General features: G+C 35.7%; 12 protein-coding genes. 6 read left to right on the top strand and 6 right to left on the bottom strand.

Annotation, left to right across the window (positions count from 1 at the left end; genetic code table 11):
- Positions 1-245: 245 nt before the first annotated feature.
- Positions 246-728 carry a regulatory protein RecX gene (locus J2W95_RS09510; protein ID WP_310006319.1) on the top strand — a complete coding sequence of 161 codons (483 nt, stop codon included), beginning with the start codon at positions 246-248 and terminating at the stop codon, positions 726-728.
- A 4-nt stretch (positions 729-732) separates the two neighbouring features.
- Here the strand turns inward: J2W95_RS09510 and J2W95_RS09505 are convergent, their stop codons facing one another.
- The 6 genes from J2W95_RS09505 to J2W95_RS09480 all read right to left on the bottom strand — a co-directional run bounded on the left by J2W95_RS09505 (position 733) and on the right by J2W95_RS09480 (position 7246).
- Positions 733-1887: a beta-ketoacyl synthase N-terminal-like domain-containing protein gene (locus tag J2W95_RS09505; protein WP_310006317.1), complete on the bottom strand. Its 1155-nt coding sequence runs from the start codon at positions 1885-1887 to the stop codon at positions 733-735.
- A gap of 160 nt (positions 1888-2047) precedes the next feature.
- Entirely contained in the window at positions 2048-3319 is a 1272-nt protein-coding gene (gene bioA / locus J2W95_RS09500; RefSeq protein ID WP_310006315.1) for an adenosylmethionine--8-amino-7-oxononanoate transaminase, read from the bottom strand.
- Between the two features lie 94 nt (positions 3320-3413).
- On the bottom strand, positions 3414-4031 hold the full coding sequence (gene bioD, locus J2W95_RS09495; RefSeq protein ID WP_310006313.1) for a dethiobiotin synthase: 618 nt from the start codon (positions 4029-4031) through the stop codon (positions 3414-3416).
- 126 nt (positions 4032-4157) lie between these two features.
- The gene (locus J2W95_RS09490; RefSeq protein WP_310006311.1) at positions 4158-5294 is read right to left on the bottom strand and encodes an aminotransferase class I/II-fold pyridoxal phosphate-dependent enzyme; all 1137 of its coding nucleotides are present in this window, start codon (positions 5292-5294) and stop codon (positions 4158-4160) included.
- A gap of 24 nt (positions 5295-5318) precedes the next feature.
- Complete coding sequence (locus J2W95_RS09485) at positions 5319-6068, bottom strand: porin family protein (RefSeq protein WP_310006309.1); 750 nt, start codon at positions 6066-6068, stop codon at positions 5319-5321.
- Between the two features lie 56 nt (positions 6069-6124).
- Positions 6125-7246 carry a hypothetical protein gene (locus tag J2W95_RS09480; protein WP_310006307.1) on the bottom strand — a complete coding sequence of 374 codons (1122 nt, stop codon included), beginning with the start codon at positions 7244-7246 and terminating at the stop codon, positions 6125-6127.
- Between the two features lie 583 nt (positions 7247-7829).
- Here J2W95_RS09480 and J2W95_RS09475 point away from each other — a divergent pair.
- From J2W95_RS09475 to J2W95_RS09455, 5 genes are all read left to right on the top strand, one after another.
- A complete protein-coding gene (locus J2W95_RS09475) occupies positions 7830-8369 on the top strand; it encodes a hypothetical protein (RefSeq protein ID WP_310006305.1) in 540 nt (179 codons plus the stop codon).
- Positions 8370-8875: 506 nt separating this feature from the next.
- Positions 8876-9436 (top strand): carboxymuconolactone decarboxylase family protein, encoded by a 561-nt coding sequence (locus J2W95_RS09470; RefSeq protein ID WP_310006303.1) that lies wholly within the window; start codon positions 8876-8878, stop codon positions 9434-9436.
- An 88-nt stretch (positions 9437-9524) separates the two neighbouring features.
- Complete coding sequence (locus J2W95_RS09465; RefSeq protein WP_310006302.1) at positions 9525-12293, top strand: TonB-dependent receptor; 2769 nt, start codon at positions 9525-9527, stop codon at positions 12291-12293.
- Between the two features lie 78 nt (positions 12294-12371).
- Positions 12372-13583, top strand: coding sequence for an MFS transporter (locus J2W95_RS09460; protein WP_310006299.1), 1212 nt, complete (start codon positions 12372-12374; stop codon positions 13581-13583).
- Between the two features lie 4 nt (positions 13584-13587).
- On the top strand, positions 13588-14133 hold the full coding sequence (locus J2W95_RS09455) for a carboxymuconolactone decarboxylase family protein (RefSeq protein ID WP_310006297.1): 546 nt from the start codon (positions 13588-13590) through the stop codon (positions 14131-14133).
- The last annotated feature ends 5 nt before the right edge of the window (positions 14134-14138 follow it).

The raw sequence follows: 14138 nt of genomic DNA, 5'->3' as shown, positions 1-14138 counted from the left end.
ATGATTGTTTTTCAAATAAGACTCATTATCAGTATGTTACCTGCATTGATTTAAAAACAGCTAAACCATAGCCCTCATAATCAACTAATAATTTTTATGGACATTTACAAAACAAATAATGTAATTCTGGTTTTCAGGATAATTATTTCCAAATCTATTAATCCAAACTTAGTAACTTAGTCACCTAGAATTTTAGTAACTGCTGAACAGTTACAAAACATCACTTTTAACCAAAGACCTTCCACATGAAAGAAATCTATTCCCTCAAAGAAGCCATCCAAAAAATAGAGCATTATTGTGTCTATCAAGAGCGCTGTCATGAGGAAGTGGTATCGAAACTGTGGAGTATGAAATTGGATCCAAACGAAATAGACCAGGCCATCGTGCATCTTATTGAGCACAATTTTCTAAACGAAGCAAGGTTTGCCTGTAGTTTTGCCCGCGGAAAACACCGCATCAAGCATTGGGGAAAAATTCGAATTACCAACGAATTGAAAATGCGCAAAATTAATCAAACCTTGATCAATCTGGCTTTAAAAGAAATTGAACCCGAGGAATATATTGCCACATTTGAGGAATTGTCCGAAAGAAATTGGAGCTCCATTGCAGAGAAAAACATACTCAAAAAAAGAAAGAAATTTTGCGATTATATGCTCCGCAGAGGATTTGAAAGTAATTTGATTTATGATAAAGTAAGAGAACTGGAGAATGGAGAAATTAATCTTTAGCCTTTTACAAACTCAAAAGAATACTGACCGCATTTCCTCCAAAACCAACCGCATTAACCAAGACTTTTTTTATTGGCTTCGTTTGTATTTGGGCTTTCGCAAAAGGGACTCCGACGAACTGATTGTGCTGCATCATCAAAATAGCCATTTCCATACTCAAAATGCCCGAAGCACCGAAAGTGTGACCGATTTTCCATTTGTTGGTTGTCAATAAAGGAAGATTTTCTCCAAAGATTTTCTCAATAGCTTTATATTCTGTCAAATCACCTTTTATTGTTCCCGGAGCATGCATGACAATAGCATCCACCTCAGAAATATCGCTGTTTTTCAGCGCCATTTTCATCGATTTCTGAAAACAGGTCGCTTCCGCTGAAATCGAAATATTGTGTTCCAAAATCTCAGTAGCATACCCCACACCTTCAATAAAAGCAATGGCATTTTCTTTCATCCCTATTTCGAGACAGCATACTCCAGCACCTTCGCCCAAAATCATGGTATTTAATTTTTTGTCCAAATCCAAAGCTCGATTTGGATATTGATCTTCACTTTTTGAGTAAATTTTTAAGGCTCGCATTTGTCCAATTGTGAAATCCGTCAAGGGAGCTTCGCTTCCTCCAACTAAAAATTTGTCGGCCATGCCGGCTCTTAACCAAGCAACACCATTAAGAACGGCATGCAAAGCAGTAGAACAAGTAATGGAATGTGAAATCTCTGGACCTTCACTTTGCAAATCATGAGCAACCCATGAGGAAATATTACCCAAAGTAGTGGTTGGCGATGCCAAAGTCTGCGCTTTTCCTGTCTCCAGATATTCCTGAAAATGTTTTTCGAATAAATCGGTTGCACCACGTGAAGAACCAATGTTGATACCAAATTCTGTTCCTTTCGACCAGCCTGCTTTTTCGATTGCTTTTCGTGAAGCCACCATCGCAAACAATACTGATTTATCTAAAGATTTATATTTAATATCGGATTGCCGTAATGCTTCGACTTCCGCTTTGGAATTTTCATCAAGGGCAGCTACAGCTGTGTTTTGATGATCCAAAAATTGTGTCGAAAAGCAAGGACTTTCCGAAAGATAATTTTTCCAGATCGTTTCGGAAGAATTTCCTAATGACGAAAGAGAACCTATGGCTGTTATGGAGATGATTTGTGACAAAATTTTCTATTCTGATTTAACCGCAAAGGTCGCAAAGTTTTAGGCAAAGTTTGCAAAGGATTGTAATTATATAGCAACAGAAATTCACAAATTGTTAGAATTATAAATTCAAATTACTTTGCATTCTTTGTAAACCCTTTCCATTTTTAGCGAAATATTATTACACTATTTCCAAAACACTTTCTACTACCTCATACACTTTTTGTAATTGTGCTTCTGTAATTACATAAGGCGGCAAAATATATACAATATTCCCAACAGGACGTAGAATCACGCCATTCTCAATAAAAAAACCATAAAGTTTATTGCGCAAAGTTCCGTAATAGCTCGCCGAAGTTTCTGTTTTTATTTCTAATGCAAAAATAACTCCGAGCACTCGGGTAGCTGTAACCATAGGGTGATTTTCAACCCGTTTTTGGAAATCCAAATGACTTTTATTGATTCTAATAAGATTTTGCTGCATTTCTTCCGTCTCCAATAAAGTCAAACTGGCCAAAGCTGCGGCACAACCCGTTGGATTTGCCGTAAAGGTATGTCCGTGAAATAATGCCTTATTAATATCTTCATCATAAAAAGCATCAAAAAGTTCTTGAGTAAAAGTCGTAATCGCCATCGGAATAGTACCTCCTGTCAACGCTTTAGACAAACACATCATATCTGGCTTTTGCTTCAAATAATCACAGGCAAAGTTTTTTCCGGTTTTCCCGAAACCTGTCATCACTTCGTCAGCTATTGTCAGCACATTATTTTCTTGGCAAACTTGAAGTAATTGATCCAGTGCTTCGGGCTCATACATCACCATTCCTGCGGCTCCCTGCACCAAAGGTTCAAAAATGAAACCTGCACAATTATTATTTTTTATTACTTCGTTTAGTGTATTAAAACTTAGCTTTTCCTGACCTTTCACTGGCACGGGAATCCTAACCACATCAATGAACATTCCCTGAAATGCTTGTGTGTAAAATGATATTCCACTAGCTGCCATAGCTGCAAAAGTATCGCCATGAAAGGCATTTTCGAAAGCAATTATCGTTGTTCTCTTTTCACCTTTATTGTAGAAATACTGTAAAGCTACTTTGATCGCCACTTCAACTGAAGTTGATCCATTATCTGAGAAAAACACTTTCTTTTGATTGGTTGGTAAAATCGCCAAAAGTTTTTCAGCCAAAACAACAGCTGGTTCGTGCGTAAATCCTCCAAACAAAACGTGTTCCAATGTTGTCAGCTGTTTGTAAATCGCATCGGCAATGAACTTATTCGAATGCCCGTATGGATTGACCCACCAAGAGGCGATGGCATCAATATATTCCTTATTGTTTTCGTCCCAAAGCAATGCACCTTCCCCTTTGGTTATCGCAATAGGAAGCGCTGCCGTTTTATGCTGTGTATAAGGATGCCAAAGGTGCTGGCTGTCTCTTTCAATTAAATTCATTTTACAAAGATAAAAGAATCAAGAAAAAAGAAAAAAGAGATACGATAAAGTTAACAACAATCGTCTTGCTTCTTTCTTCTTGTCTCTTTCCAGTTTACAAATTCAATAACTCATAACGGAATCGATCTGCATATTCTTTGATAACGTTTTGGTCAAAATACGGCTCCTGTTCTATTCGACCGATGAATTTAATTCCTGTTTTATTCAAAATAATAGTCTCCGTAGCTTTATTTTCATCTCCTGAAAAAATAATTCCTCCAATCGCTATTTTACGATTATGCAATGATTCAATGGTGAGTAAAGTATGATTGATGCTTCCTAAATAATGTCTTGAAACTACGATCACTTTATAATCAGGCTGAATTAAATCAATAACGCAGTCTGTATCGTTCAATGGCACAAAAACACCTCCAGCTCCTTCTATAACCAAATGATTTTCGCTTTTTGGTTCTTCTATCTGTTTCAAATCAATACTAATCCCGTCAATTGATGCAGATATATGCGGACTTACAGGCGTGTTTAATAAGTAACTATTTGGATGAATTTCCGTTTTGGCGTTAGAAATAAGCGATTTGATTTTATGACTGTCAGAATGGTCAATATCCCCAGCTTGAATAGGTTTCCAGTAGTCGGCTTCCAGAGCTTCGACGATAATGGCTGAGGCAATGGTTTTACCTACATCGGTAGAAATTCCTGTAATAAATAGTTTCATGTTTTTTTGTTTCGTGAAGATTTGTGAAGTAAAATAAGATTCACAAAATTTTTTATTTAATGATTTCTTTGCGTGTCTTTGTATTTACTCTTTGTGAATCTTGGTGTAATTTTAGATTGTAAACTTTTAAAATACAAAGCTACTCAACAATGTCAATAGCTTAGTCATTTCTTCTTTTGTATTATAGCTATGCAAACAAAAACGCAGTCGTTCCTGCCCTACAGGAACAGTCGGAGAAAGCACCGCTTTGACATCAAAACCATTTTGTTGAAGTAAATTGGCAATATCTTTCACTTTTTCGTTTCCTGGGATAATGACGCTTTGTATTGCTGATTTACTGCGAATAAAAAGTGGACTCACATACAGCATTTTTTTTACTTGGTTAAAAAAAATAATATTATCCCGAAGTGACTCAAGCGCATTTTTGTCTTTTTCCAAATGGTGATATCCCATTAAAATAGTGGCCACCGAATGGGGAGATAGCCCCGTAGTATAAATGAAACTTCGGGCGAAATTAACGAGATACGATTTTAATTCATTTGAACCCAAAATCACTGCCCCATGACATCCTAAGCCTTTGCCAAAAGTCATAATTCGCGCAAATATTTTGTCCTGCAAATGCAAATACTGAATCAATCCTTCCCCTTTTTCTCCAAAAACTCCCAATGCATGAGCTTCATCAACCACCAAATAACAACTGTGTTTATTCGAAACAGAAACCAATTCTTCCATATTCGGACAATCGCCATCCATTGAAAAAACGGACTCTGTCACGATGTAAATTAGAGTGTTTGGATTACGTTGAATGAGTAATTCTAAATCCTCAAAATCATTGTGCTTGAATTTATATGACTTGGCATACGATAGTTGAATTCCGTCCCGGATTGAAGCATGACACAATTCATCGTACAAAATCAAATCTCCTTTTTGGGGTACAGAGCTAAAGAAACCGACATTGGCATCATAGCCTGAATTAAACAGCAAAGCCGACTCAGATTGATGGAATTCGGCAATAAAATTTTCAGCTTGGGAATACAAAATGTGATTGCCAGAGATGAGCCGAGATCCTGTAGCTCCATTATTTTTTATATTATGATCTACTAAAAATTGATGGGTCTCGTTGAAAATCGCTTCCGATTTTGAAAAACCAATATAATCATTCGAAGAAAAATCAATTAAATCATTTGGCTGCGTAAGAATCCTTAGTGATTTATTCTGCTTTCGCGTCTCAAGTTTATCGGTAAGATTTTTTGGGAAATTCATGAAGGCAAAGTTATGAAAAGCCAATTAATTTTCAGACATAGCCTTTTTCTCTTCTAAAGCTTTCTTTTCTGCAGCTCTTTTGGCGGCCTTGGCTCTTCCGATAGGCAGTCCTGCAGTTACGTAAAGAGAACGATTGTATTGGTCAGGGCTGTCATCTCCTTTTAGAAGCGGCACCAAACCGTAGTAATACTGCAGACCAAGATTCATACCATATTTGGTTTTTATTCTATACCCCGCGCCAATTACCAAACCAGCATCGACAACATGAATCTTGTCGCGTATATTGTTTTTATATTCTACATCGTCACCATCATACTCTTTATGAAATAAATCATTAGCCGTGGACAACAATCCCAATTGCGTACCCGCTTTGACATAAATATTATTCGCAAATTTGTATTTTATCATCAAAGGAACATTAAAATAGTTGATGTTTCTTTTAATGGAACCTTCTGCAAATACGGCATCCAATTTTTCATCATTCAGTGAATAAACGGCAACACCTTTCGCTCCCATTGTCGATTTTACTATTACCCCTGTGTTGAAAGCCCAGGAGGGGTTCTTTAGATTAAAATCAAAATAAAAACCCAAATTGAAATCTGTTCTGTAATCCGAATCTAGATTTGAAATAGTGGAAAAATTGGCACCACCTTCCAAACCAAATTCAATATTGGGAGAATTTAATTTATCGCCAAAAATCAAGGACATAATCACCTGTGATTGAGCAGCTTGAAAACTAAAAAATAATGCAATGAAGTAGATACTTTTATTCATGTGTTGTTATTTATTAATTTCCTTGAATTTCAATTCTTTCTAACAAAATTCTAAAATTATAATCCAAAACGGTATTGAAAACTTGTCATGAACTGAGTACGACTTCCTAAAAAACCACATTCAGCACGCAACATAAAATGTCTGTTGAACTGATATTGTGTTCCTAAAATAAAATTCCACATGTCTTTGGGCGCTTTTTCAAGTGAATATTGCACAGTGGAAGTTTCGGCTGTACTCAATGCACCGTCAATACCTGCCAAAAGGTTTCCAGCACCTTCTAAAGCTCTATTCGCTGTTTCGTATTTTGCTTTATTGGCTGGATTTGCTTGTTCCTTAGGAGGCAATCCACTCCACCAAGCGTCCACTTGTGTTTGCTTGTCATTTACTTTGATTATGGCATCATCTACTTTTGCCTGCGCCCCATCTAATGGCAACACATCCGATAAAGCCAATGAACCATTTGTACCGCTTTTTAAATGCACTCGAAATGCTCCAGCCCAAACAGCAATATTACTTTCGGGTTTATTAAATTTAAACGTCTTCCCTAATCTTGGTCCAAAAATAAAACTCATTGCAGGTTTCTCAAGAGCATCAATATCTGTCCACGCTACGTTCATATCAAGAGCCAACCAGCCTCCGCCAATACCAATAGTAGGAGTCATACCAAATCCAAAAGTAGTAGCATTAAATTCAGCTTTTGTTCCAAAATCCATTACATTAGACCAATTATTATCAGCATCCGGAACCCAAACACCTGCATTAATTGTTGTTGATGTATTGGCTTTACCTAAAATACCATAGATGTTCAAAAATGGAAACAGCCAAATATCCGGTCTAACGTTAACTGCAGATGCTGTTACATACGAATCCGTAAAACGAATAATTTGATCCAAATTATATTTAGGACCATTATTAAAACCAACTTCGAGATTATTAATAACAATGTCTGATTTCTGCCAAAAATAATTAACTGAAAGTCCCGCAGAATAAGGCAATTGAAAGCCTTTTTGTGTTGCTTTCTCTCCCCATATTGGCAAAGCATATGGATATTCTACCACTTTGAGACTATCTATGAGCGCAGCATTTTTTTTACCAACCACTTTATTGGTATATACTTGAGAAAAACTCACTCCATATAGCAACAAAAAAAGAAGTATTAAAATTTTATTATTTTTCATAACATAAAATTTAGATTATTTGTTTGGTTTAAAACACGTTAGGTAAAGTTAAAAAAAATAACAAGGTAATTCTTTTACATCACTTTTATTTTAATACAAAAAGTGCATTAGACAAAAACATCAAAAAAAGCCCAATTTATAAGGATTATAACTACTTATTATAACCTTTTTATAATTCATTTTATTATGTAAGTCCTAACGAATCTAGCAATTTCAAGAAATTTAAAAAAAATATTAAGCGAAAGAATAAACTTTATCGGCAAACATTTTTCTTGTTCTCCATTATATTCCATCAGGGCTAAAAGGCCAGCAAAGTTATCTTTTGGAAAAAAAATCAACACCAATCTGTAAAGAAAAAAAACCTAACATAAGTCAGACATTAACATATAATAATTCCATGCTTAAGTAACCATTGTCATTTTTAAAAAAAATACACTAATTAAAAATATATTAATCAAAAAATTAACATAAAAATTTACAAAAACCTTTTCGGTTTATCATATTCATAAAACTATGTTAACGAAATGTTAAAACAAATACGGAAAAGATAACCATCTGAATTAGTTTTCTATTTTCGAACATTATGAAACGAATTGCCTCTTTATTCTTATTAGTAACATTGTTTTACAATGTTCTTGGATACTATCTTATGATTGCTCAAAAAGAAGAGCAAACTTGGGTAGCATCTATGGAAAGAAAAGACAATTCAAAATTCAAAGTCATTCATTTAAATGCTTCTTTATACTCTTTTATTGATGATACCGATTTTCAATACGTAAACGAAAACGTTTCTATCAACAACAAAGTCTATCATGTTTTCAAGAAAAGAATTCAAAACAACGTATTAAGTTTATACTACCTACCAAATTTACATCAAAAAGAAATTGGCAAAAGCCTAAATGACATTGTTGACAACCAATTATTCAACAATAGCAGTTCAAAAGATAGTCCTCTTAAAAAACTCATGAAGTACTCTCTTCAAGATTTTGTAACCCAAGAGGTAAATTCAGTATCTTTTTCATCAAAAAAAACATATAAAACTATTGCCTTTAATACTATTACAAAAGAGGCAATACATGCGGGATACCATTCTTTATCATATTCACCGCCAGATTTCGTTTAATTCTTCTTTTACCCCTAGTAAAATCATTCGCTATCGTTACGTTTTGTCAAAAGCAGGATATTTCATGGATGCATTTTAAGTAAAGAATGCACTTTCTACCGACTTAATATTGGAAATTACACCCGTTACAAACATAAAATCCTTTTTGTGTTTTCTCTATTCTCTTTTTAAAAAGAAATATGGGCTTTACTTCCTTTTTAAATTGGTCTAATGCATCACTTGCTTTCCCAATCATGAAATCATCAAATAGAAAATTCAAAAATTAATTTCTATTGCATGACTAATCCTGTCATTTTTCCCAAAGGATATATCTTTTGCAGTAAGTGCTACATCTTGTATTTCTTTTTGTTTTTTCAATGTTCTGGTCAATACATTTGCCTATACCTAAGATACTTCAAAAAGCGCATTCAATTTGTCTCGACTCTGCATTGATATGACAACGTAATGTACAAACTCAATTTCAATCCACTATTTAGAAATTTTCTATAATTAAATACTATTTTATAATGTCACATATCCCATTAGAAACACATTTACCAGGTATTACAGGATTGTTGGAATACCGCCAAGATTCGGCTGCTCCAATTCGGGAATTGACTCAAATCCTTTTGCGAGGAGAATCAACACTTACTGAAGGCGAACGTGAACTTATTGCCAGTTTAGTATCCTCAAGAAATCAATGTAAATTTTGCACCGCAGCACATACAGCCGCCGCAGACATTCTACTTGGCGAAAGCACTACTTGCGAATTAGTCAAACAGGATTTCGAAACCGCCCCTGTAAGCGACAAAATGAAAGCCTTACTGGCCATAGCGGCATTCGTGCAGGAAAACGGAAAAAAAGTAACACCAGAAAGCATTAATCATGCCAAAAATTCAGGAGCGACTGACCGTGAAATACACGACACAGTCTTGATTGCTGCACTATTTTGCCTTTACAATAAATATGTAGATGGATTGGCAACAGTAACTCCTACAGATAGTCTGTTTTATGAAAAACTAGGTGATCGAATTACCACAGTGGGTTATAATCGTTTACCAGGAGGCTATGATCAATTAAAAAAATAATTGTTGGTCAAACAGAAAAACCACTTTCTGTCAACAAACACTTTCATGTTATATTATTAACTAAAAATCATTAACCATTAAAAAAATTATGAAAAAAACAATATTCTTTTCTCTGCTATTTATTCTAGCGGTTACCTCTTCTTTCGCCCAAAAATATACTGGAACAATCGTTGATGAAACAACAGAGAAACCAATAATTGGAGCTTCTGTTTCCTTAAAAGGGGAAAAAGTAAGTACAAATTCAGATTCAGAAGCAAAGTTTTCATTAAATACCGAAACAAATCTGCCTTTTACTATCGTGGTTTCAATGTCAGGTTATGCAACGCAAGAAATCTTGGTAACTGATAATTCTCCAGTTACTGTTTTTATGAAAATGGAAATTGAGGAGCTAAACCAAGTTGTAGTAACTGCCTCAAGAGTAGAAGAACGTATTTTACAATCCCCTGTCAGCATAGAAAAAATGGATGCCCGAGCCATTCAATCTTCACCTTCGGCTAACTTCTATGATGCTTTACTGAATATGAAATCCGTGGACTTAGTTACAAGCAGTTTGACATATAAACAAATAAATACGCGCGGTTTCAATACAACAGGAAATAGCCGCTTCCTTCAATTAGTTGATGGAGTTGATAATCAATCGGCGGGGTTGGGTTTTGCCATGGGAAATCTTTTTGGCCCACATGATCTTGATGTAGAAAGTGTAGAATTAATTCCTGGTGCAGCTTCTGCATTGTATGGCCCTGTGGCTTTCAATGGGATGTTGGAAACCCATACCAAAAATGCTTTTGCGTATCAAGGATTGAGTGCTCAATCCAAAGTGGGAGTAAATCATCTTAATGAAAATTTAACCCCAGGTGCAAAGCCATTTTATGATTTTGCTATTCGTTATGCAAAAGCCTTTAATAACAAATTTGCCTTTAAATTTAATGCCGCTTATATGGCAGGAACAGATTGGTATGCAAATGACTACACAGACATTGATCCCTATACACCTGAAGCCGACAGAGGTCCAAATAACCCAGCTAAAAATTCATTGAACATTTATGGAGATGAAGTCGCAAGTACTATACCAGGCATCGGACGTGTATCCCGCACAGGATATGAAGAAAAGGATTTAGCAAATTATGATGTAAGCAGTCTAAAATTGAATGCCGCTTTTAATTATCGCATCAATGATAATTTAGAATTAATGTATCAGGTAAATTTCAACAAAGGAACTACTCAATATACTGGAAGTAGTCGTTTTTCTATAAATGGTTTCGCTTTTATACAAAACCGTATCGAGTTGAAAGGAAATAACTTTTATCTCCGTGCCTATGACAACCAAGAAGATTCAAACGAATCATATAACACTCGTTCGTTGGCGCAGTTGATTAATCAAAGTTGGGTGCAAGATTTAAACGGAAATGTGGTGAGTCCTGAGAATGCAGATGCAACATGGTTTACCCGATACGGAGCCGCATATAATGGCTCGATTTCGGGAATTACAGGAAATGACAATAATTCAGCAAGAGCATTTGCCGATCAAGGTCGCTTTATGCCAAACACACCAGAATATAACGCTGCCAAAGACAAACTCATTTCTACACAAGGCCTAAGTGGTGCAGGAATTTATAGCCGTTGTGGGTTACGCCATTTCGAAGGCTTGTATGATTTGAGTTCACATCTCAACAACTTTTTAAAATTGCAAGTTGGTGGAAATTATAGAGTATATCGTCTAGATACTCAAGGAACTCTATTTGATGATAAAGACAAAAACTTAACAAACACAGAATATGGTACTTTTGCACAAGCTTCAAAAAGTGTTCTTGAGAATAAATTAAAATTCACCCTTTCTGGACGTTATGATAAAAACGAAAACTTCGATGGTAGTTTTACTCCACGTGCATCCGCTGTATACTCTCCTGATGAAAAAAACAATTTTAGAGCTTCTTACCAAACTGGCTTTAGAAACCCAACTATTGGAGATCAATACATCAAATTGAATGTTGGCCCAATCATAATTCTTGGAGGAGCTCCCGTAAATTCTCAAGGTTTAAATGCTTATGAAAACTCGTATACAGCAAGTTCTGTAGGAGCTTTTGCTGGAGCGACAGGCGCTCAATTAGGACAAGGGGTTCCGTTTCCAGTTGCTATTGCAAACAACAAGGACAAACTTGTAAAATCTAATGTTCCTTATATTAAACCAGAACATGTGAATAGTTTTGAAATAGGATACAAAGGATTTTTTAACAAAAGCATATTGTTTGATATCAACTATTACAATAGCCAATACAAAGACTTTATAGTCAATACTGTTGTAATCCGAACTGATAGTCCAGTTACTCTACCAGACGGTTCAATAAATCCTGCTGCAGCTTCTGATATAATGACTGGAAAAACTCAAGCATTCCAACTTTACACCAATGCTCCAGATAAAGTTTCAATTCAAGGTATAAGTGCAGGCTTGTCTTATCTTTTCCCTAAAAGCTATCGATTAGATGGTAATGCTACTTGGACTGATTTTAATATGATGGATGCAAACCCAGATAACATTCCCGCTTTTAATACTCCAACATGGAAAACTAATTTAGTTTTAAGCAATTCGAAATTAACCGAGAAATTAGGATTCAGCGTAGCTTGGCATTGGCAAAATGCATTTGATTGGTACGGAACTTTCAACGGAAATAACCCTGGACGCATTCAATCGTACAATATTTTAGATGCCCAAATGAGCTTGAAATTATCTAAACTAAAATCAATCATCAAGTTTGGAGCTTCGAATCTAACTAATAAATACATCGTTCAAGCATATGGTTCCCCAGCAGTTGGCGGTTTATATTATGTGAGTTTGAATTTTGATGAATTATTTAACTAAAATTAGATTGTGTGCATTGCTGTATTTGTAGTACCAAAAAATCTATTTAACATCTAATTGCTTTATTTAAAAAAAAACATGGAAAACTCAAAAAATAATTGGTTGGCTTTATTTCTTTGCATCTTGGCATACACCTTTGCAGGAACGGTTTCTACCCTAATGTCCGTTTATTTACCTGTTGCTATACCAGAGCTATTAGGCAACAAAGTTACCGAAAGTCTGTTGGGGGAAATTGGCGCTTACATCAGTGCTGTTTTTCTTTATGGGTGGATGATTGGCGGCTTATTGTTTGGCGTTTGGAGCGATCACATCGGGCGAAAAAAAGTATTGGTATTTTCCACGGCCTTATATGGCTTTGCTACCGTTTTATGTGTTTTTGTACCCAATCAATATGCTTTAATGGGACTACGTTTTTTTGCTGGAATGGGAATCGGAGGTGTATTACTAATCACAACAGTATATATTTCAGAAATTTGGCATGCCAAAAATCGTCCTGTAATTCTGGGAATTTTGGCAATCTTTTTTCCTGTTGGAATTGTTGCTACAGGCAGTTTGAATCTTCTTTTTACGAACTGGAGACAAGCTTTTTGGCTTGGTATCATCCCTATAATAATCGCACTATTAATAGCCTTACTATTACCCGAAACAACAAAATGGCAAACAATAAAAGAAGATCAAATAGCCAAGAAAAGCATTTTTGATTTAGAGCATCGCTCGAATCTTTGGATGGGCACCCTCATCTTCGGCTCTGTATTAATTGGTCTTTGGGGTCTTTTCTCCTGGATTCCAACATGGGTTCAAACCTTAATGCCAGCAGGTCAAGATGGACAACAAGAGCGTGGTATATCAATGATGTTACTAGGAATCGGAGGCATTCTAGGCGGTATATTGTCTGGATTCCTCATCAAAAAAATGGGCAATCGAAAAACCTTACTCCTTACTTTTTCGGGTTGTTTCATCTCTTGCTGTTTGCTTTTTTTGACAAACACCCAATTTAATGCAATTATTTATTTTGAAATGGCATTTTTGGCCCTATTTTTCGGAATCAGCCAAGGCGCTTTGTCGAGTTATATACCCGAATTATTTCCAACGCTTATTCGAGCAACAGCTACAGGGTTTTGTTTTAACATTGGACGCTTTTTTACCGCAACGGCTGTGTTTTTTGTAGGTAGTTTTGTTACTGCTTTTGGTGGATTCAGCAATGCTTTATTATCATTTTCACTTACTTTTTTATTGGCTTTAGCCCTCACTTTTTTTAGTAAAGAACCTGTAAAAATTAAATTAAATTAAAATTATGGCACATATCCCTTTAGAAGAAGGTGTTCCCGGCATTCGCAGTTTGGTACTCTACCGACCAGAAACTGGCGAACCTTTATATGAATTAGCACAAATACTTTTACGTGGAGAATCTCCACTTACTTCTGCAGAACGAGAACTAATTGCCACTTATGTATCCTATAAAAATGAGTGCCAATTTTGCGCATCCAGTCATGCAGCTGCGGCACGGTATTTATTTCATGACGAAGCAAAAACAGTTGATTTGGTTTTAGATGATTATAAAAATGCCCCTATTTCAGACAAACTGAAAGCTTTATTAACCATTGCAGGCAAAGTACAAGCTGATGCCAGAACGGTTTTACCCGAAGATGTATTATCTGCAAGAGAGTTTGGCGCAAATGACCGCGATATTCATGACACAGTTTTGATTGCTGCGACTTTCTGCATGTTCAATCGCTATGTTGATGGTTTGGCAGCTCTGACACCAACAGACCCCGAAGTATATGCTCAAATGGGAGAACGCATGGGAACCTTAGGATATGTCTCTCCAAAACGCAAATAACTATT

It is taken from the genome of Flavobacterium granuli (assembly GCF_031456055.1).
Lineage (GTDB): Bacteria > Bacteroidota > Bacteroidia > Flavobacteriales > Flavobacteriaceae > Flavobacterium > Flavobacterium granuli_A.
This window is presented reverse-complemented; position numbering and strand designations above follow the sequence as displayed.